General features: G+C 70.0%; 17 protein-coding genes, 1 tRNA gene and 1 pseudogene. 6 read left to right on the forward strand and 13 right to left on the reverse strand.

The window, feature by feature from the left end:
• Positions 1–129: 129 nt before the first annotated feature.
• A pseudogene (locus ACFP2T_RS02360) lies at positions 130–1,296 on the reverse strand (RNA-guided endonuclease InsQ/TnpB family protein); the annotation flags it as partial.
• A gap of 182 nt (positions 1,297–1,478) precedes the next feature.
• On the opposite strand from ACFP2T_RS02360, the gene galE reads away from it, so the two are divergent.
• The 4 genes from galE (at position 1,479) to ACFP2T_RS02380 (ending at position 6,764) form a co-directional block, all read left to right on the forward strand.
• On the forward strand, positions 1,479–2,465 hold the full coding sequence (galE, locus tag ACFP2T_RS02365) for a UDP-glucose 4-epimerase GalE (RefSeq protein WP_377416725.1): 987 nt from the start codon (positions 1,479–1,481) through the stop codon (positions 2,463–2,465).
• Entirely contained in the window at positions 2,462–3,634 is a 1,173-nt protein-coding gene (gene galK, locus ACFP2T_RS02370; RefSeq protein ID WP_377416727.1) for a galactokinase, read from the forward strand. The genes galE and galK overlap by 4 nt, the downstream gene beginning before the upstream one ends.
• A 153-nt stretch (positions 3,635–3,787) precedes the next feature.
• On the forward strand, positions 3,788–4,213 hold the full coding sequence (locus ACFP2T_RS02375; RefSeq protein WP_377416729.1) for a hypothetical protein: 426 nt from the start codon (positions 3,788–3,790) through the stop codon (positions 4,211–4,213).
• A 7-nt stretch (positions 4,214–4,220) separates the two neighbouring features.
• Positions 4,221–6,764, forward strand: coding sequence for a tetratricopeptide repeat protein (locus tag ACFP2T_RS02380; protein ID WP_377416731.1), 2,544 nt, complete (start codon positions 4,221–4,223; stop codon positions 6,762–6,764).
• Between the two features lie 74 nt (positions 6,765–6,838).
• Here the strand turns inward: ACFP2T_RS02380 and cysN are convergent, their stop codons facing one another.
• The 9 genes from cysN to ACFP2T_RS02425 all read right to left on the reverse strand — a co-directional run bounded on the left by cysN (position 6,839) and on the right by ACFP2T_RS02425 (position 15,426).
• Positions 6,839–8,128 (reverse strand): sulfate adenylyltransferase subunit CysN, encoded by a 1,290-nt coding sequence (gene cysN / locus ACFP2T_RS02385; protein WP_377416733.1) that lies wholly within the window; start codon positions 8,126–8,128, stop codon positions 6,839–6,841.
• Positions 8,128–9,039, reverse strand: coding sequence for a sulfate adenylyltransferase subunit CysD (gene cysD / locus ACFP2T_RS02390; protein WP_377416735.1), 912 nt, complete (start codon positions 9,037–9,039; stop codon positions 8,128–8,130). Before cysD ends, cysN begins: the two co-directional genes overlap by 1 nt.
• Before the next feature lie 38 nt (positions 9,040–9,077).
• The gene (locus tag ACFP2T_RS02395; RefSeq protein WP_377416737.1) at positions 9,078–9,941 is read right to left on the reverse strand and encodes an inositol monophosphatase family protein; all 864 of its coding nucleotides are present in this window, start codon (positions 9,939–9,941) and stop codon (positions 9,078–9,080) included.
• A 157-nt stretch (positions 9,942–10,098) separates the two neighbouring features.
• Complete coding sequence (gene pth, locus ACFP2T_RS02400) at positions 10,099–10,698, reverse strand: aminoacyl-tRNA hydrolase (protein WP_377416739.1); 600 nt, start codon at positions 10,696–10,698, stop codon at positions 10,099–10,101.
• A 160-nt stretch (positions 10,699–10,858) separates the two neighbouring features.
• Complete coding sequence (locus ACFP2T_RS02405) at positions 10,859–11,542, reverse strand: 50S ribosomal protein L25/general stress protein Ctc (RefSeq protein WP_377416741.1); 684 nt, start codon at positions 11,540–11,542, stop codon at positions 10,859–10,861.
• Between the two features lie 273 nt (positions 11,543–11,815).
• The gene (locus tag ACFP2T_RS02410; RefSeq protein ID WP_196200882.1) at positions 11,816–12,796 is read right to left on the reverse strand and encodes a ribose-phosphate diphosphokinase; all 981 of its coding nucleotides are present in this window, start codon (positions 12,794–12,796) and stop codon (positions 11,816–11,818) included.
• Between the two features lie 52 nt (positions 12,797–12,848).
• Complete coding sequence (gene glmU / locus ACFP2T_RS02415; RefSeq protein ID WP_377416743.1) at positions 12,849–14,363, reverse strand: bifunctional UDP-N-acetylglucosamine diphosphorylase/glucosamine-1-phosphate N-acetyltransferase GlmU; 1,515 nt, start codon at positions 14,361–14,363, stop codon at positions 12,849–12,851.
• 72 nt (positions 14,364–14,435) lie between these two features.
• Positions 14,436–14,506: transfer RNA gene (locus tag ACFP2T_RS02420), tRNA-Gln, on the reverse strand.
• 47 nt (positions 14,507–14,553) lie between these two features.
• A complete protein-coding gene (locus tag ACFP2T_RS02425) occupies positions 14,554–15,426 on the reverse strand; it encodes a helix-turn-helix domain-containing protein (RefSeq protein WP_377416745.1) in 873 nt (290 codons plus the stop codon).
• Positions 15,427–15,556: 130 nt separating this feature from the next.
• Here ACFP2T_RS02425 and ACFP2T_RS02430 point away from each other — a divergent pair, with 130 nt between their 5' ends.
• Both ACFP2T_RS02430 and ACFP2T_RS02435 read left to right on the forward strand, forming a co-directional pair.
• A complete protein-coding gene (locus ACFP2T_RS02430) occupies positions 15,557–16,528 on the forward strand; it encodes an acyl-CoA desaturase (RefSeq protein WP_377416747.1) in 972 nt (323 codons plus the stop codon).
• A 228-nt stretch (positions 16,529–16,756) separates the two neighbouring features.
• Positions 16,757–17,359: a TetR family transcriptional regulator gene (locus ACFP2T_RS02435; protein ID WP_377417847.1), complete on the forward strand. Its 603-nt coding sequence runs from the start codon at positions 16,757–16,759 to the stop codon at positions 17,357–17,359.
• Positions 17,360–17,403: 44 nt separating this feature from the next.
• Here the strand turns inward: ACFP2T_RS02435 and ACFP2T_RS02440 are convergent, their stop codons facing one another.
• The 3 genes from ACFP2T_RS02440 to ACFP2T_RS02450 all read right to left on the reverse strand — a co-directional run bounded on the left by ACFP2T_RS02440 (position 17,404) and on the right by ACFP2T_RS02450 (position 20,356).
• Positions 17,404–17,877 (reverse strand): DUF4383 domain-containing protein, encoded by a 474-nt coding sequence (locus tag ACFP2T_RS02440; protein ID WP_377416749.1) that lies wholly within the window; start codon positions 17,875–17,877, stop codon positions 17,404–17,406.
• Positions 17,878–17,984: 107 nt separating this feature from the next.
• The gene (locus ACFP2T_RS02445; RefSeq protein ID WP_377416751.1) at positions 17,985–18,440 is read right to left on the reverse strand and encodes a DUF4383 domain-containing protein; all 456 of its coding nucleotides are present in this window, start codon (positions 18,438–18,440) and stop codon (positions 17,985–17,987) included.
• Positions 18,441–18,538: 98 nt separating this feature from the next.
• Positions 18,539–20,356, reverse strand: coding sequence for an ABC-F family ATP-binding cassette domain-containing protein (locus tag ACFP2T_RS02450; protein WP_377416753.1), 1,818 nt, complete (start codon positions 20,354–20,356; stop codon positions 18,539–18,541).
• Positions 20,357–20,377 lie beyond the last annotated feature (21 nt).

Here is a 20,377-nt window from a genome sequence, read left to right on the forward strand (position 1 = left end):
ACGTGGTGGAATGCTCCGGGCCTAGGTCAACGAAGTCCGATCATCACACCAGTACCGATCCCATCGCACCAGTCAGAAGGGGCACAGGCTTGACTTTCTCTCCGTCCTAGCGGGCGGGGATTCCCTGGGTCACCCCAGAGGTTTCCTGTTTCCCGGCCGATCGCAGAAGGGGGACCCTTGCTGTCTCACATCAGCTCCGCAGGCATCGCCGGGTTCGGTCCCGGCTACGGCTCGACCAGCCGCAAGGATGTTCTTGGCCGCGTTGTGGTCCCGATCGTGTCGAATGCGGCAGCCGCAGCAGGTCCAGGCCCGGACGGACAGGTCCAGCGCGGCGAGCAGGTGCCCGCAGGTCGAGCAGGTCTTGCTGGACGGGTACCAGCGGTCGACGACGACGAGGGTCCGGCCGGCGCGTTCGGCTTTGTATTCGAGTTGGCGTCGGAACTCGCCCCAGCCGCAGTCGGAGATGGCCCTGGCCAGCCGCCGGTTGCGGACCATGTTCTTGACGGCGAGGTCTTCGACGGCGATCAGGTCGGCGGAGCGGACCAGCCTGGTGCTGGTCTTGTGGAGGAAGTCCTGTCGGGCGTTGCGGACCTTGCGGTGCGCGCGGGCGACTTTCGCCCTGGCCTTGCGCCGGTTGGCGGAGCCTTTGCGGCAGCGGGCCAGGCGCCGCTGGTAGCGGGCCAGGTTACGGGCCCTGCGGTCCAGGTGGCGCGGGTTGGCGATCCGGTCGCCGTCGGAGGTCACGGCGAAATCCTTGACACCAAGGTCGACACCGACAGCGTGCCAGGCCGGCTCGGCCGGGATGGGGGCGGGGGTGTCGACGGCGAAGGTGGCGTACCAGCGGCCGTCGGTGTCGCGGGAGATGACCACCATCGTCGGATCCAGGGTGGCCAAGTCCAGGTTCGGCCACGACCAGGCGACCGTCAGGGGGCCATCGGTCTTCGCAACGTACAGTTCGCCGTTCTTGAGCCGGAACGCGGAGCGGGTGTAGTGGGCCGACTGGCGACCGTCGCGGGACTTGAACCGGGGGTAGCGGGCGCGGCCGGCGAAGAAGTTCACGAACGCGGTGTGCTGGTGCCGCAGCGTCTGCTGCAACGGCACGGAGGAGACCTCGGACAGGAACGCCAGTTCGGTGGTCTTCTTCCAGCCGGTCAACGCCGCATCTGTCTGCCGGTACGAGATGCGTTCACCACGCTGCTGGTAGACGGTGCGCCGGTCGGCGAGGGTCCTGTTCCAGACCAGGCGTACGCAGCCGAAGGTGCGGTGGAACACCGCCGCCTGTTCCGGGGTCGGATAGGCGCGACACTTTTATGCCGTACGCATGTTCGAAAGTTTATCCGAGGAGGAACGTTGAGGAACGCGACGCGACGCACGTGGGAGGGACGCGATCCAGGAGCGGGCCGGCTCCGCCGGCCCGCTCCTGCCGGAGTCCAGATTCCTCCCCGGTCTGAAGGCCGGAGCATCCACTGGAGGAACCGGTGAAACTCCTCGTCACCGGGGGCGCCGGTTACATCGGCAGCGTGGTCACCCGGATGCTGCTCGACGCCGGGCACCAGGTGGTGGTCCTCGACGACCTTCGCACCGGGTATCCCGAGGCGGTCGCCCCGGAGGCCACCTTCGTCCAGGCGTCCATCCACGACGCCGCCGAGGTACTCACCCCGGAGGCCGGATTCGACGGCGTGGTGCACCTCGCCGCGCTGATCGCGGCCGGCGAGTCGATGGTCAAGCCGGAGCTCTACTGGGCGAACAACACGGTCGGCTCGCTCGCCCTGCTCGACGCGGCCCGGATCGCGGGCGTACCCCGGTTCGTCTTCTCCTCCACCGCCGCCGTGTACGGCAACCCGACCAGCCTGCCCATCGCGGAGACCGCTCACACGCTGCCGACCAACACGTACGGCGCCACCAAGCTCGCCGTCGACTTCGCGCTCGCCTCGATGGCCACCGCGCACGGACTCGCCGCCGTGTCGCTGCGCTACTTCAACGTCGCCGGGGCGTACCTCCGACCGGGCATCGCCCTGGGCGAACGGCACGAGCCGGAGACGCACCTGATCCCGATCGCCCTCCAGGTGGCCGCCGGCCGGCGCGAGAAGCTGCAACTCTTCGGCGACGACTACCCGACCCTCGACGGGACCTGCGTACGGGACTACATCCACATCGAGGACCTGGCCCGGGCGCACCTGCTCGCGCTGGAGACGGCCCGGCCCGGCGAGCACCGGGTCTTCAACCTCGGCAACGGCAACGGCTTCACCAACCTCCAGGTGGTGGAGGCGGTCCGCGAGGTGACCGGCCATCCGGTGCCGACGGAGACGGCGCCCCGCCGCTCGGGTGACCCGGCCGAGCTGGTCGCCTCGTCCGACCGGGCCCGCACCGAACTGGGCTGGACCCCGGCCAAGCCCGGCCTGCCCGAGATCGTCTCCGACGCCTGGACCTTCTACCAGGCCCGGCTCCAGGACGGCCAGGCGTGACGGGTCTGCCGGACGAGCCGATCACGGAGCGGGCCACCGCCGGCTTCACCAGGGCGTACGGCACCCGGCCCGCCGGGCTCTGGGCGGCGCCCGGCCGGGTCAACCTGATCGGCGAGCACACCGACTACAACGACGGCTTCGTACTGCCGTTCGCACTGCCCCGCCGTACCGTCGTCGCCGCCGCGCCCGATTCCGGCCGGCGCTGGACGGTGTGGTCGGAACAGGCCGGCGAGCAGGTCTCGTTCGGCCGGGCCCAGGCCGCCGAGCCGGGCCGGGTCAGCGGCTGGGCGGCGTACGTGGCCGGGGTCGTCTGGGCCCTCTACGAGGCCGGTTTCGACGTGCCGGTCGCCCGGCTGGCCATCGCCTCCGACGTACCCCTGGGTGCCGGCCTCTCCTCGTCGGCGGCGCTGGAGGCGGCGGTGCTCACCGCGCTGCTCGACCTCGGCGAGCTGGACGTGCCGGTGGCCGACCGCCCCGGGCTGGCCCAGCGGGCCGAGAACGGTTACGCCGGGGTGCCGTGCGGAATCATGGACCAGTCGGCGTCCATCCGCTGCCGGCCCGACCACGCACTCTTCCTGGACTGCCGCAGCCTGGAGGTGGAGCAGGTCCCGTTCGACCTCGGCGCCGCCGGGCTCGCCGTGCTCGTCATCGACAGCCACGCGCCGCACCGGCACGTCGGCGGCGAGTACGCCGCCCGCCGGACCGCCTGTGAGTCGGCCGCCACCGCTCTCGGGGTGCCCGCACTGCGCGACGTCGGCACCGACCAGCTCGACGCCGCACTCAGCCGGCTCGACGACCCGGTGGTACGCCGCCGGGTCCGGCACGTGGTGACCGAGAACCAGCGGGTACGGCAAACCGTGGAACTGCTCCGCGCCGGCCGGCTGGCCGAGATCGGGCCGCTGTTGACCGCCTCCCACCGGTCGATGCGGGACGACTTCGAGATCACCGTGCCGGAGGTGGACACCGCGGTCGAGGCCGCCCTGTCCGCCGGTGCGTACGGCGCCCGGATGACCGGCGGCGGCTTCGGCGGCTGCGTACTCGCCCTGGTCGACCGGGCCGCCGCCGAACCGGTCGCGTCGGCGGTGTCCAAGGCGTACGCCGAGCGCGGCTTCCGGGCTCCGACCAGCTTCACGGCGGCCCCCGGTCCGGGAGCCCAGCGCCTCGGCTGACCGATACCGCAGTCGGTGGTCCCTCTCACCGGGCGACGCCTGAAGCCTGCGGTTCATCCCGTCCTCGGCGGGAACCGACCGCAGTGGACTGTCCTCGGTACCATCGTGCTGTCCGGTCCGCCTTGGTTGTCCCGCCCCTCGACGGGAGGAACAGTGGCCGCTGAACTGCTCGAAGTGATCATGCCGCCGGTCTTCGCCGCCGTCGGCGCGTACGGCCAGAAGGTGCTCTCCACCGCCGAGGACGAGGCGGCCGGCGCGACCGTCCGGCTCGGGCAGCAACTCCTGTCGCGGCTGCGCCGGACGCGGTCGCGTACCGACACCGACACGTCGGGTCTGGACGCCGCGGTCGTCGACGTGGCGGCGAACCCGGACGACGCCGACTTCCAGGGCGCCCTACGCGCCCAGGTCAAGAAGGCTCTCGCGGGCGACGACCCGGAGCTGACCCGGGACCTCCTCGCGCTGTTCGACCGTGCCGGGATCTCCGTTTCCGCGAGCGGTCGAGGCGCGGTGGCCGTACGGCAGAACGACGGCATCGTCTCCACCGGAGAGGGTGCGACCAACACCATCAATCGGAAATAGCCGGGCCATGGCCGAGCGGCTCTGGGTCAACCGCAACGAAGGCATCATCTCCACCGGCCCCTACGCCATCAACACGATCAGCAACGTCAGCCCGCCGCCGATCTCCGAGCCCGAGGACGTGCCCGCCCCGGCAGGGCTGTTCCAGCTGCGCCAGGCGTCCGCCACGGCAGCGCTGTTCGTCGGCCGGGAGGACGAACTCGCCGAGGTGACGGCCACCCTGGAGCACGAACACGGCGTCATCACCCAGGCGATCACCGGGCTCGGCGGGATCGGCAAGTCGACCCTTGCCGAGCGGTACGCCCTGACCCATCGCGAGCGGTACACCCCGATCTGGTGGATAACCGCCGAGGGTGCCGCCCAGATCAACGCGGGCCTCGCGGCCCTCGCCCGGCGCCTGCAACCCGAACTCGGCGCTCACCCCGACACCAGTGCTCACGAGTGGTGCCTCGCCTGGCTCGACGCCCACGACGGCTGGCTTCTCATCCTGGACAACGTCACGCGGCCGGCCGACGTGGCCGAACTGATCGGCAACCACCCACGCGGCCGGTTCCTCGTGACCAGCCGCCAGACCAACGGCTGGACGGGCATCGCAATCCCGACCAAGCTCGACATCCTGTCCGCGGAGCAGGCCAGGGAACTGCTGGGCCGACTGGTCGCCGACGACCGCCTGCTCGACGACGCGGACGAGTTGTGCACGGCGCTCGGCGGGCTGCCGCTGGCGATCGAGATTGCCGCCGCCTACCTCACCCAGAACCGCATCACCGCGCGGGACTACCTCGGTCGGCTGACCCGGCCCGGTGACAACGTCTGGTCCTGGGTGCCGACCGGCGGTGAGCCGCAGCGCACGGTAGGGCGGGTCTGGGAGGTCACGTTCGATCGCATCGCCGACGAGCACGGGCCGCTTCCCGGGCTGCTGCTGCGGGCCCTCGCCTGGTTCGCGTCCGACGACATCCCGCTGAGCCTGCTCAGCTGCGCACTGCCGCCGGATGAGCGCCACACGCCGGAGCCGGTGGACGAGGCGGTGGGCCGGCTGACGGCGTACGGGCTGGTCGTCCGCGACGACGACGGGGTCGCCGTCCACCGGCTGGTCCAGGCCGTCAATCGGACCGACGGACCGGACGCCACCGGCGTGAACGCCGACGGCTGCCGCCGCGCGATCGACGCCCTGCACCTGGCCTGGAAGGACTGCGACGACTGGGAAGAGCGCGAGCGGCTGGGTCCGCATCTCGAGGCGGCCGTCCGCCACGCGGCCCAGTTCCGCCACGAGCCGACAATGCTCGCGCTGCGGACGGGCGTCGCCGACCACCTGGTCGAGCTGGGTCAGCGGGAACGTGACTGGGGGCAGCGCGCCATCGGCCTCCTGGAGGCGATACTGACCGACCAGCGGCAGGTCCTCGACCCCGACCATCCCGACATCCTGAGCACGCGCACCGCACATGCCCTCGCCCACGTCCACGCGCGCGACGCCGAGACCGGTGTCGCGCTGCTCGAAACGATCGTCGCCGACGGGCTGCGGTCGGTCGGTCCCCGGCACCCGCTGACGGTGCTGGCACGCCTTCACCTCGCCTACTCCCACGCGCAGGTCGGCGAATGGCACAAGACCACGACGCTGTTGCGGCGAACCATTCCCGATGCCGAACGCACGGTCGGCCCGGACCACGAGTACACGGTGAGCCTCCGCTACGCCCTGGCCGAGTTCTACGCCGAGGACGTGCGCCGACGCGTTCGCTCCGGCCGGGGCCCGGTACGGGCGATGCGGAACTTTCTCGCCGCGCAGTCTCTCTACTGGAAGGTCGTGGAGAGCCTGGAGCGGATCCAGGGCCCGAACGCCCCTGCCACGCTGCAGATCGTCAACGAGCTTGCCGAATTTTGCCACCTGGCAGGGCGGCCCAGCGAGGCGGCGCGCCTCTACGCACACCTGCACGCGGCATACGAGCAGGAACTGGGCCCGGACGCCCCGGACACCGAGGACGCGCTCAACGCCCTGGCCGAGACGTACAAGCACACCAGGCGGCCCGAGCGGGCGATACCGCTGTACGAGCAGATCGCCACGGCCGTCGAGCAGTGCTTGGGTCCAGGCAGCCCCCGACACCTCGATGCCCTCGACGACCTGGCCGAGGCGTACCTGGCCGCCGACAACGGCGCCGAGGCGGCAGTGGTGTACGAGCGGGCCCTCGCTCTCCGGGAGACACGGACGGGCCCGGACGATCCGAGAACGGTGTCGTACCTGGCAAAGGTCGCCGAGGCCTTCGAGGTCGCAGGGCTCCCGGCGCTGGCGATCGGCTGGTACGAGCGGTTGGTCGCCGCGCGCGACCGCGCCACGCCTGTGGACGAACAGGAGCGGCTGCGGGCCCGCAACAACCTCGCGGTCGTGTACGGCCGGGCCGACAAGCGCGACCTGGCGCTGAACATACTCGACGACATCGTGCCCCGGTACCGGAGTGTCTTCGGCGAAGACGATCCGGAGACCAGAATCGTCGAACGCAACCTCCAGGATATTTCGGAGGTGCCGCGCACCGGCCGCCGGTTCCTCCGCCGCCGGTCGCGATGACCGGCCCGTCCGAGCTGATGTCACCCCTGGCCGGACTCGGCGAGTGCCCGGTGCGGCGACCAGGGTGACGGACCTCAGCCGGCCTCGACGATCATGCCGGCGCCGACGGTGCGGTTCGTCGTCTCGTCGATGACGATGAACCCGCCGGTCGTACGGTTCCGGCGGTACTCGTCGGCGAGCAACGGCACCGTGGTACGCAGCCGTACCCGGCCGATCTCGTTGAGGTTCAGCTCGGTGGCGGACTCGTCCCGGTGCAGCGAGTTGACGTCGAGCCGGTACCGGAGACCGCGGATGACGGCCCGGGCGGACCGGGTGGTGTGCTTGATGGCGTACTTGGCGCCGACCCGCAGCGGCCGGGTCTCGTCCATCCAGCAGATCATCGCCTCGATGTCCTGGGCCACCGCCGGGGCGTTGGTCGGACGGCAGATCAGGTCACCTCGGGAGATGTCGATCTCGTCGGTCAGCCGGACGGTCACCGACATCGGCGGGAACGCCTCCTCGACCGGCCCGTCGGCGGTCTCGATCGCGGCGATCCTGCTGGTGAACCCGGAGGGCAGCACCATCACCTCGTCGCCGGCCTTGAGTACGCCGGAGGCGACCTGTCCGGCGTAGCCCCGGTAGTCGGTGACCGTGGTCGACTGGGGACGGATCACGTACTGCACCGGGAACCGTACGTCGACCAGGTTCCGGTCCGAGGCGATGTGTACGTGTTCGAGGTGGTGCAGCAGCGACGGGCCCTCGTACCAGGGGGTGTTCTCGGAGCGGCTGACGATGTTGTCGCCGCGCAGCGCCGAGATCGGCACCACGGTCAGGTCCGGTGCCTCCAGCTTCGCGGCGAACGCGGTGAACTCGTCGGCGATCCGCTCGAAGATTTCCTGGGACCAGTCGACCAGGTCCATCTTGTTGACGCAGAGCACCAGGTGCGGCACCCGGAGCAGGGAGCAGAGGAAGGCGTGCCGGCGGGACTGCTCGACCAGGCCCTTCCGGGCGTCGACCAGGATCAGCGCCAGGTCGGCGGTGGACGCGCCGGTCACCATGTTCCGGGTGTACTGGGTGTGCCCGGGGGTGTCGGCGATGATGAATTTCCGCCGGGGGGTGGCGAAGTAGCGGTAGGCGACGTCGATCGTGATGCCCTGTTCCCGCTCGGCCCGCAGGCCGTCGGTGAGCAGCGCCAGGTTGGTGTACTCGTCGCCCCGGGCCTGGCTGACCGCCTCGACCGCTTCGAGCTGGTCGGTGAAGAGGGACTTGGTGTCGTAGAGCAGCCGGCCGATCAGGGTGGACTTGCCGTCGTCGACACTGCCGGCGGTGGCGAACCGGAGCAGGTCCATGCCTCGGGTCTCGGTGGGGATCGCGGTGGCCGTCATCAGAAGTAGCCTTCCCGTTTGCGGTCTTCCATGGCCGCCTCGCTGACCCGGTCGTCGCCCCGGGTGGCGCCGCGTTCGGTGATCCGGGTCGCGGCGACCTCCTCGATCACCTTCTCCACGGTGTCCGCCTCGGAGCGGACGGCGGCGGTGCAGGAGGCGTCGCCGACGGTGCGGTACCGGACCTGGGCGGGGAAGGGCTTCTCGGTGCCGCGCGGGGAGATGAACTCGTTGACCGCGTACAGCATGCCGTCGCGCTCGATCACCTCGCGCTGGTGCGCGTAGTAGATCGACGGCAGGGACAGTTTCTCCCGGGCGATGTAGTGCCAGACGTCGAGTTCGGTCCAGTTGGACAGCGGGAAGACCCGGATCGACTCCCCGGGGTGGTGCCGGCCGTTGTACAGCGACCAGAGTTCGGGGCGCTGGTTCTTCGGGTCCCACTGCCCGAAGTCGTCCCGGAAGCTGAACACCCGCTCCTTGGCCCGCGCCTTCTCCTCGTCCCGGCGGGCGCCGCCGAACAGCGCGTCGAAGCGGTACTTCTCCACCGCGTCGAGCAGCACCGGGGTCTGGATCCGGTTGCGCATCCCGTCGGCCGACTCCTGGACCAGCCCGGATTCGAGTGCCTCCGGAACGCTCGCGACGACCAGGTGCAGGCCCATCTCGGCTACCCGCTGATCGCGGTAGTCGAGCACCTCCGCGAAGTTGTGGCCGGTGTCGACGTGCATCACCGGAAACGGGATCCGGGCCGGGGCGAACGCCTTCTCGGCCAGCCGGAGCATGACGATCGAGTCCTTGCCGCCGGAAAAGAGCAGCACCGGCCGCTCCAGCTCGGCCACGACCTCGCGGATGACGAACACGCTCTCGGCTTCGAGGGCGTCCAGATGCGACACCCGGTACGCCGCAGGCTGGCGCATTTCAGACCTTTCCGGTTGGTTAAGTCCAGAGATCTTGCTCAGGGTACCCGGAGATGGTGCTGCAAGGCTGCAAGCAACCGAGGCGCAAGATCCTTACGGCACACCACGAGATCGGGCAGCCGAGGATCGGCCTGGTTGTATTTCAGCGCGGATCCGTCGATTCGGGAAGCGAAAAGTCCGGTGGCCGTCGCCACAGCAACCGGCGCCGCCGAGTCCCACTCGTACTGGCCGCCGGCATGCACGTACCCATCGACCTCGCCGGTTATCACCGCGGCGATCTTCGCACCGGCGGATCCCATCGGCACCAGCTCGGCGCCGAGTTCGTCGGCCAGTTCGGCGAGGAACACCGGGGGGCGGCTGCGGCTCGCCGCGAGCCGGATCTTCCGGCCCGGCCCCACCGGGTCCGCCGTCCCGGCACCACCGGTCGCCGCCAGCAGCGTCATCGGTGGGTACGCCGGCGGTTGGTCGGTGGCGAGCACCCGGTGCTGCGCGGGCAGCCCGATCGCCCCGCCGACCAGCCCGTGCGCGGTGCCTGCCCGGCGGGCCCAGAGCGCGACGTGCACCGCCCAGTCCGTCCGGCCCTCCTCGGAGAACTCCCGGGTGCCGTCCAGGGGATCGATGATCCAGACCCGGTCGGCGTGCAGCCGTGGCGCCGCCCCGGGTTCGGCACCGGCGGCCCAGGCCAGCCGGGAGCCCTCGTCCTCCTCCGACAGCACCGCGTCGGCCGGTCGCCACCGGGCCAGCTCGGTGCGGAGAAGCTCGTGCGACATCTTGTCTCCGGCCGCCTTCAGCGCACCCGGATCCGCGTGCCCCAGCTCCGCGCGAAGGTCCAGCAGGGCCTGGCCGGCACGGCTGGCCAGCCAACGGGCGAACGCCCCGTCGATCACAGGTGGCGCGGCCATCAGCACACCCCCGGGTAGCCGGCGTCGCCGACCGTCGAACAGACCATGATCATGGATTGCCTCCTCATTCGCGGCGAGAAGACTACCGGGCGAGGGTCATCCAACAGGCATATCCACCGATCCGCCACACCGGCCGACCAACCGACCAACCGGCCGACTATCGGCCATCAGCTCCGTGGTACGCGTTCTGCGCCCACTCCAGCCCCCGGATAACGACCGCCTCCGCCACGTCGGCCGCCCGGTCCACCAGGAACTCCAGCTCCTTGCGCTCCACCGCCGAGAAATCGGAGAGCACGTAGTCGGCCGGGTCCTGGCGACCCGGTGGGCGCCCGACACCGAAGCGCACCCGCACGTAGTCCTTGGTGCCCAACGACTTGGACATCGACCGCAGCCCGTTGTGGCCGCCCTCGCCGCCACCGAACTTCACCCGGAGCTGTCCGTACGGAATGTCCAACTCGTCGTGTACGGCGATCACCTGGCCGACCGGCACCTTGTAGAACTGCGCCAGCGCCGCCACCGGACCACCGGAGAGGTTCATGTACGTCAGCGGCTTGGCCAGCACCAGCTTCGGGCCGCCGAACCCGAGCCGCCCCTCGGCGACCTCGGCGTGGGCACGGCGGTGCCGACCGAACTTGGCACCGATCCGCTCGGCAACCAACTCGGCCGCCATGAACCCGACATTGTGCCGGTTCCTGGCGTACTCCTTGCCGGGATTGCCGAGCCCGACCAGCAGCCACGGCTGAAGCTCCTCCGCCACGCCCTTCTCCCTGTACCCGCTGGTGGTCCTGAATGCCCCTACCGTCAGTTCTACCGCTCGCCGCAGCCCGTACGGAAATCGAAAACACGGACCGGGAACCGGGCCGTACGGAAAACAGGCGCCCCCGATCGGTGCGGGGGCGCCTGTTTTACGGGATCGGTCAGGATTCGGTGGAACCCTGGGCCGGCGCGGCCTCGCCCTCCGCCTGCTCTGCCTCGGCACCGGGGCCCTCGGCTCCGGCTTCCTCTTCCTCCGCCTCGGTCGGCTCCTCGCCGGCCTCCGCCGCCATCTGCTCCGCGGACGGTGCCTGGGTGACGAGCGCGAGAAGTTGGTCCCCGTCGGCGACCAACTCGACGCCCTCCGGCAGTCGTACGTCTGCCGCGGTCACCTGCGAGCCAACCTCAAGACCCTCGATCGAGACCTCGAAGCTCTCCGGCAGCCGGGTGGCGTCCGCGCTCACCGAGAGCGTGTTCTGCTCGTGCACGACCAGGGTGTCGCGGGCCGCCTCGCCGGTGAGGTGCACCGGCACGTCGACGGTGACCTTCTCACCCCGCCGGACCAGCAGCAGGTCGATGTGCTCGTAGGTGTCCTTGATCGGATCACGCTGGATGGCCTTCGGCAGCGCGAGCGCCTGCGTACCGTCGGTGATCTCGATCGCGAACAACTGGTTGGCGCCACCGTGCCGGATGGCGGCGGCGAACTCACGCGCGGGCAGCGCGATGTGCTTGGGCTTCTCGCCGTGCCCATACAGCACGGCTGGCACCTTACCGGCCCGGCGGGTACGACGGGCACCACCCTTGCCGAACTCGGTGCGGGGCTCGGCGCTGATCTTTACCTCGGACACGGGAAGACTCCTGATACGGTCACTGCGTCGCTACGTCGGCTGGCGGTTGCGGTGCTAGGGCGAGGGGCTCGCTGGGGCGCTTGCGTCGTGAACACAGCCCGGAGCACCGCGTCGATGACGGTGCGTCCGTGCGGCGCTTGCTCAGCGGCCCGCAGGGCACCCTCGCCGTGGCAACCGCACCAGTCTACCCGAGCCTGGATCCGGAGTTTCGGCGGTCCCCGTCCGGCCAGCCGGGATGCCCACGCACGGTGCTTCCGGGCCGCCGGGCAGACCTCAGCTGAGCCCGCCGAACAGGGTGGTCACGGAACCGTCGTCGAACACCTCGCGGATCGCCCTGGCCAGCAGCGGCGCGATCGACAGCACGGTGAGCTTGTCGAGCTGCTTCTCCGGCGTCAACGGCAGGGTGTTGGTCACCACCACCTCGCTGATCCGGCTGTTCTTCAACCGCTCGGTGGCCGGGTCGGAGAGCAGGGCGTGGGTCGACGCGACCACGACGTCCGCGGCCTTCGACTCGTGCAGGATCTCGGCCGCCTTGCAGATGGTGCCACCCGTGTCGATCATGTCGTCGACGATCAGGCAGACCCGGCCTTCGACGTCCCCGACGACCCGGTTCGCGACCACCTGGTTCGGCTTCATCGGGTCCCGGGTCTTGTGGATGAAGGCCAGCGGACAGCCGCCGAGCCGGTCCGTCCAGCGCTCCGCCACCCGGACCCGACCGGAGTCCGGCGCCACCACCGTCATCGGTCGGCCGGCGTACTTGCGCTGGACGTACTCGGCCAGGATGTCCATCGCGAACAGGTGGTCCACCGGCCCGTCGAAGAAACCCTGGATCTGCGCGGTGTGCAGGTCGACGGTGAGGATCCGGTTGGCACCCGCCGTCTTGAGCAGGTCGGCCACCAGCCGGGCCGAGATCGGCTCCCGGCCCCGGTGCTTCTTGTCCTGCCGGGAGTACGGATAGAACGGCAGGACGACGGTGATCCGCTTGGCCGAACCGCGCTTCAGCGCGTCGACCATGATCAGGGTCTCCATGACCCACTTGTTCACACCGTGCGTGACGGATTGCACCACGAAGGCGTCCGAACCACGCACCGATTCCTTGAAGCGTACGAAGATCTCGCCGTTGGCGAACTCGTACGAGTCGGACGGTGTCGGCGCCACCCCGAGCACCTCACCGATTTCCTTTGCCAGCTCCGGAAACCCACTTCCGGAGAAGAGCATCAGGCTCTTGCGATTTTCGGCGACGATGCTGCCCATCGGCTCGTCTGCTCCCGTTTGTCGGTGTGTCACCCGTAGTTGGGCGGAGAGACTATTCGGTTGCAGTATCCCCCGAGGTCGGGCCACGGCCACCCGCATCGGGCGCCCCGTGGATTGCCTCACCTTCGCTTGCGCCGGCCACCATCCGTCCGGCACGCTCCGCTGCCGCCGCCGACTTCGTACCGGGCCGACGGCGTGCCACCCAGCCCTCGACGTTGCGCTGCTCGGCCCGGGTGACGCCGAGCGCTCCCGGCGGCACGTCCGAGGTGATGGCGCTGCCCGCCGCGACGTACGCGCCCGCGCCCACCTCGACCGGTGCGACCAGGTTGGTGTCACACCCGATGAAGGCCGCCTCCCCGATCGTGGTGTGGTGCTTGTTCACGCCGTCGTAGTTGACGAAGATCGTGGCCGCCCCGATGTTGGCCTGGGCGCCGATGGTGGCGTCGCCGACGTAGCTCAGGTGGGGCACCTTCGCGCCCTCGCCGATCTCGGACTTCTTCACCTCGACGAAGGTGCCGACCTTCGCCCTGTCCCGCAGTTTCGCCTCCGGCCGCAGGTACGCGTACGGTCCGACACTCGCCCCCGCGCCGATGACGGCGCCGACCGCGTGTGCCCGCAGTACGGTGGCTCCGGCCGCGACCGTCGTGTCGATCAGGGTGGTGTCCGGTCCGACCGTCGCGCCCGAGCCGACCGTGGTGGCCCCGCGCAACTGGGTGTTCTGGTCGACGATCGCGTCCCGGTCCAGGGTGACCGTGACGTCGATCCAGGTCGTCGCCGGGTCGAGCAGGGTCACGCCGGTCCGCATCCAGCCCTCGTTGATCCGGTCGCGCAGCAACCGGCGCAGTGTGGCCAACTCGACGCGGTCGTTGCAGCCGAGGGTCTCGGTCGCGTCCGGTGCGACATGCACCGCCACCGTCTCACCGGTCGAGACGAGCAGGCCGAAGACGTCGGTGAGGTACTCCTCGCCCTGGTCGTTGTCGGTGGAGAGTTTGCCCAGCGCGTCCCGCAGCAGTGCCGCGTCGAAGGCGTAGATGCCGGCGTTGATCTCCCGGATCGCGAGTTGGGCGGGGCTGGCGTCCCGCTCCTCCACGATCTGCTCCAGCCCGCCGTTCTCGCTGCGGACGATCCGGCCCAGGCCACTCGGGTCGGTCACCTCGGCCGCCAGCACCGTGGCCGCGGCGCCCGCGGCCTCGTGCGCGGCCACCAGCGCGGTGACCGTCTCCGGTCGGAGCAGCGGCACGTCGCCGTTGAGCACGACCACGGTGCCGGCGGCGTCCGGCGCGCTCTCCAGCGCGATCCGGACCGCGTGTCCGGTCCCGTGCTGCTCGGCCTGGAGCACCGGGTCCGCCTCGGCGGCGACCTCGGCGAGATGGGTGGTCACCTGGTCCGCGCCGTGGCCGACCACGACCAGGGTGCGTTCCGCCGCCAGCGGTGCGGCCGCCGCCAGGACATGGCCCACCAGGGTACGGCCGAGCATCGGGTGTAGCACCTTGGGTATCGCCGACTTCATCCGCTTGCCCTCACCGGCGGCGAGGACGACGACGGTACGGAGGCGGGGCTGGGACACGAGGTAGCTCCCTCAGAACGACCGGCAGTGTGCGGCCTCATGCTAACCAGGCATCAGCCGCGATGGGTGAAGCTCCCGGGAGAGGATTCGAACCCCTACAATCAGGACCAAAACCTGACGTCCTGCCATTAGACGACCCGGGACTACCTAAAAGGGACGTTCCACCCTCCGGCACGAGAGCATCTACACCCTACCGCCCCACGTCTCGATCCTCATCCGTCATCCCCCGGATGATCCCTTCGATCTTCCAGTACAGCCGGCTGGATCGAGGGACCTCGATGACCAGGCAGCCGCGGTAGCCCTCGCCGGTGTTCCTACGGTTGGTCGTCGGCCGGTGCTTCTTGAGCGAGGGTCGTCTGAAGCCTTCCGTCGACACCCCGATCAGGTCGGCCCACCACCCGCTCGCGGCCGCCACGTCGGCCGACTCGTGAATGCTGACCTGAAAGCGCAGCGTCGCTCGCCGCACGCCCAGTGCCTCGAGAAACCGCAGGAACAGCAGGATGAGCCCGGGATCGCTGTTGACGAACTTGATCCGGCAGTCATTCGGGCGCCAGGGCTTGGCCTTGGCACCCTCGCACCAATAGATCGCCGCGCCGACCAGGACCAGCTCACGGTGGCGAAGCGCCTTCACCCAATCCGCCGTACCTTTGACCGTCTCCGCGCGGGCGGCGTCCCGGGCCGCCCGGTGGGGCGCCCAGCGCGCATCGGTCATCCGGCGGGAGTGCTCCTGCCGGCGACGTGCGGCTGCCGCCGGATCGGCGTCGAGCGGCAGATGCCGGACCCACTGGTACGCCGTCGACCGCGCCACCCCCAACTCGACGGCGATGTCCGGGACCGACCAGCCCGTGCCGCGCAACTGGATCGCCCGAGCCCGCAATTCGTCCTTGGCGTTGGGGCGTTTCGTCCACTCCGGCGGGGGAACATCCCGGAGCAGCGCGGCCAACCGGTCCTTGCCGATCCTCAGTCGGCGCTGGATCTCCCGCGTGGAGAGCAGCTCGACGGTGCGCAGGCGACGCGCCTCGGCGGCGAGCGGATCGGTCATGACCAGGAAATTAATACACATGTACGACAGGATCGGTCGGTCCCTGCCAGCGGATTTTCAGGTTCGCGTCCATGGCAGACTACGGCAGCGTAGGTTACGGTGACGTAGGCGTAAGTTACCGATCCTTCCCCTACGCTCCGTGTGAGGTGCCATGTCCTCCGTCCTGCTCGAACCACCGGCCTCCGGCGCGAAGAGTGGACCCAAGCCGCTCACCGACGGCGTCCAGCCCAAGGCCATCCTGTTCGCCCTCTGGGCCTTCGTGACCGTCCCCTTCCTCGGCCTGCTCGCCGCCGTACCGGTGGCCTGGGGAGGCTGGTTGAGCTGGACCGATATCGCAATCGCCGGAGTCTGGTACGTGGTGGCCGGAGTCGGCATCACCGCCGGTTTCCACCGGTACTTCACGCACGGATCGTTCAAGGCGAAGCGCTGGCTGCGGGTGAGCCTGGCGGTCGCCGGTTCCCTGGCGATCCAGGGCGACATCACCCAGTGGGTCGCCGACCACCGTCGCCACCACGCGTTCTCCGACCTCGAGGGCGATCCACACTCGCCGTGGCGGTTCGGCGCCAGCGTCTGGGGGCTGACCAAGGGCCTGTTCTTCGCGCACGTCGGCTGGTTGTTCCACCGGGAGCTGTCCAACCGCGAGCGGTTCGCCCCGGACCTGCTGGCGGACAAGGACATCCGGCGGGTGACCACCCTCTTCCCGGTCCTGGTGGCCGTCTCACTGCTCGGTCCGGCGGCGATCGGCGGCCTGGTCACCTGGTCCTGGCAGGGCGCGCTGACCGCGTTCTTCTGGGCCGGCCTGGTCCGGGTGTCGCTGCTGCACCACATCACCTGGTCGATCAACTCGGTCTGTCACGTCTACGGCGAGCGCCCGTTCGAGGTGCGCCAGGGCGACAAGGCGACGAACTTCTGGCCGCTGGCCATCCTGTCCTTCGGGGAGAGTTGGCACAATCTGCACCACGCCGACCCGACCTGTGCCCGGCACGGTGTGCTGCGGGGTCAGGTCGACATCACGGCCAGGACGATCTGGGTGTTCGAGAAGGTCGGCGCGGCCTACGACGTACGGTGGCCGAAGCCGGAGCGGATCAGCGCGAAACTACTCAAACCGACACCCTCGCAGTGACCAGCGAGATGACCGGGCATCCTGCCAGGTGCGTTTGGCTGGCAGGATGGCCAGGTGACCGAGCGAAGCGGGGGCACCACCGGGAACGGCACGAATCGACGTGGCGGCGCAGCGGGGCAGCGGGATAACGAGGTGACAGACGGCCCGAGCACCACAGGTCGCGGCGCCGCCCGCAGACAGATCCCCGCCCCCACGCCACCGATAGCCAAGCCCGGCTCCCGGGTACGGATGTCCGCGGCACAGCGACGCGAACAACTCATCGCCATCGGCCGGCAGGCCTTTGCCGAGCGCGGGTTCGACGCCGCCTCGATCGAGGACGTCGCGGCCCGCGCCAAGGTCTCCAAGCCGGTCGTCTACGAGCACTTCGGCGGCAAGGAGGGCCTCTACGCGGTCGTCGTCGACCGGGAGGTACGGGCCCTGCTCGACCGGGTCGCCACCGCACTGACCGCCGGGCACCCCCGGGAGTTGCTCGAACAGGCGGCACTGGCCCTGCTCGACTACATCGAGGAGGAGACCGACGGCTTCCGGGTGCTGGTCCGGGAGTCTCCGGTGCTCTCCGCGACCGGCAACTTCAGCAGCGTGATGAACGACGTCGCGCACCAGGTGGAGCACATCCTGGGGGCCGAGTTCAAGAGCCGGGGGTACGACCCGAAGCTCGCGGAACTCTATTCGCAGTCACTGGTCGGCATGGTGGCGCTGAGCGGCCGCTGGTGGCTGGAGGTGCGTAAGCCGCGTAAGGAGACCGTGGCCGCGCACCTGGTCAACCTGGCCTGGAACGGTCTGTCCCACCTGGAGGCCAAGCCGACCCTGCTCACCCGCCGGACCCGCTGAGGTCCACCGGCCTGCGCGCTCGACGGCACCGGGCACGGCGGTGCTCAGCGGCCGGGTCGGGCGGACGAACTGCTCCGCCACTCGTCCTCCTCCTCCGCGTGTTCCGGCGGACCCACCTTGTCGTAGAGGCCGGTGGCCAGGAACACCAGCCCGAACAGCAGCGACACGATGACGGTCGAGATCGAGAAGTTGAGGATGTTGGCCTCGGTCTGTAGCACCGACAGCATCACCAGCCCGACGACCAGGAAGACCACCCCGGCGGTCAGGTTCATCAGGTGCCCGAGATTGCCCCGGTGCACCGCACCGAAGAGGACGATGATCCCGAAGACCACGGAGACCAGCGCGAAGGCCAGGTTGGTCCGCAGCCCCAGCACCCAGTGGCTGTTCCGGCTGAAGAGATCGTCGTCGGCGGTCTCGAAGAGGCCGAAGACGCCGAAGATCAGGATGTAGAGCGCGATGAGCCCGGCGATCACCCGGTAGACCGGCCGCGCCGGATGGTTCACCGGGATATGCGCCATGGGCCCTCCTCCGTACCAGTTGGATGACTTTCCTACCGGATTGTCACCCAGGACGGAGGAGGCTGCCCGGCAAACCGGCAATCACCGGCCGAGGGCGTACCCGCCGCTCAGGCCAGCAGGCGCGCGCTCTCGAAGGCCTTGGAGTCCTCGTCGGAGCCGACCTTGCCGTACATCCCGGCCAACAGCAGCACCTGACCGATGATCATGATCACGATCGTGGTGGCGATCGTGAAGTTGAGGTAGTTGGCGTCGGTACGCAGCACGGCGAGACCGGCGAGGCCGAGGGCCATCAGGGCGTACCCGAGCGGCTTGTTGAGCGCCACGTCGACGTTCCGGCCGATCAGGGTCGCGGCCAGGATGACCAGGCCGAGCACGATGGAGATCACCGAGTTGCCGAGGTTGGTGCCCTGGCCGAGCACCTGGGTGTCGTCCTGGGCGAAGAACTCGCCGCCGCTGGTCTCGACGATGCCGAGCACACCGAAGAGCACCAGGTAGACGCCGGTCAGTCCGCCGATCGCCCGGTAGATCGGCCGCGCGGGGTGGTTGACGGGATTGTGGCCCATGCTCGAAGTCTCCAACGCCGTTCCAGTGGGGGGTCGAAGCCGATTCTCCCGCATGCCGCCCGAGCGACGCCGCACACCCCCGGGCCGCCACGCCGGGATCAGCTCTCGGGCACCTGTTCGGCCAGCGCCAACCACGCCTCCTCGGTCTGCTCCCGCTCGGCCCGGACGGCCCGGAGCTGGGCGTCCAGCTCGGCGACCCGGTTGTAGTCGGTGGAATGCTCGGCAAGCTGGTCGTGCAGCGCCGACTCGCGCTGCTCCAGCTTGCCGACCTGCCGCTCCAGCCGGGTCAGCTCCTTGCGGACCGCGCGGAGTTCGCCTCCGGACAGGCCGTTCTCGGTCCGCTCCGGTGCCGCGCCGGGTGCCGGGCCGGCGGTGCCGAACCCACCGGTCCGGAGCCCACCGGAGGTGGGGACCCGGGCGAGATACTCCTCGATGCCGCCGGGAAGATGGACCAGCCGCCCGTCACCGAACATCCCGTACACCACGTCGGTGACCCGTTCGACCAGGTATCGGTCGTGGCTGGCCACGACCAGGGTGCCCGGCCACGAGTCGAGCAGGTCCTCCAGCGCGGCGAGCGTGTCGGTGTCCAGGTCGTTGGTGGGCTCGTCGAAGAGCAGCACGTTGGGCTCGGCGGCGAGCAGCCGGAGCAGTTGCAGCCGCCGCCGCTCACCGCCGGAGAGGTCGGAGACCGGGGTCCAGAGCCGACGGTCGTCGAAGCCGAACATCTCGGCCAGCTGGGACGCGTTGATCTCGCGGTCCCCGAACACGACCCGGCGGGCCACCTCCTCGACCGCCTCCAGCACCCGCAGCTGGCCGGGCAGTTCCGCCAGCTCCTGGGAGAGGTACGCCGGCTTGACCGTGGAGCCGGTCCGCAGCCGCCCCTCCTCGGGCTCCCGGGTGCCAGCGAGCAGCCGGAGCAGGGTGGTCTTGCCGGCGCCGTTCGCGCCGACGATGGCGATCCGGTCACCCGGGCCGACCTGCCAGGTCAGGTCGTCGAGGATCAGCTTTGTGCCGGCCCGCAGGGTGACGTTCTCCAGGTCGTACACCTGCCTGCCCAGCCGGGCGGTGGCCAGCCGTTGCAGCGACACGCTGTCCCGCGGCGGCGGTACGTCGGCGATCAGCGCGTTCGCCGCCTCGATCCGGAACCTCGGCTTCGAGGTACGGGCCGGCGGACCCCGGCGCAGCCAGGCGATCTCCTTGCGCAGCAGGTTCTGCCGGCGCGCCTCGGTCGTGGCGGCCACCCGCTCCCGTTCCGCCCGAGCCAGCGTCCAGGCGGCGAACCCGCCCTCGTAGGCGCGTACCGCCTGGTCGCCGACCTCCCAGGTACTGGTGCAGACCGCGTCCAGGAACCACCGGTCGTGGGTGACCACCACCAGCGCGCCCCGCTTGCCGATCAGGTGCCGGGCCAGCCAGTCCACCCCGGCCACGTCGAGGTGGTTGGTCGGCTCGTCCAGCACCAGCAGGTCGGCGGTGCGGACCAGCAGCGCGGCCAGGGCCACCCGGCGTCGCTCGCCACCGGACATCGGTCCGACCGGCTGGTCCAGCCCGAGGTACGGCATGCCGAGGCCGTCGAGGACCGCCCGTACGCCCGCGTCACCGGCCCACTCGTGCTCGGCGCCGAACCCCTCGTCCAGCCAGGCGGTACCCAGCACCACGTCCCGGACCCGCGCCTCGGGATCGAGCGTCAGGGTCTGCGGCAACGAGGCGACCCGCAGGTCACGCCGGTGGGTCACCCGCCCGCTGTCCGGATCCTCGATCTTGGTCAGCAGCCGCAGCAGGGTGGACTTGCCGGCGCCGTTCAGCCCGACAACCCCGATCCGGTCCAGGTCGTCGAGGCCGAGCGAGACGTCGGTGAGCAGCTGCCCCGCCGCGCCGTACCCCTTGGAGACCCGATCCAGGTTGACGATATTGGCCATGCTCAGAACCGTAGTCAGGCG

This window comes from Plantactinospora solaniradicis, from assembly GCF_042658085.1.
In the GTDB taxonomy this organism is placed as follows: domain Bacteria; phylum Actinomycetota; class Actinomycetes; order Mycobacteriales; family Micromonosporaceae; genus Plantactinospora; species Plantactinospora solaniradicis.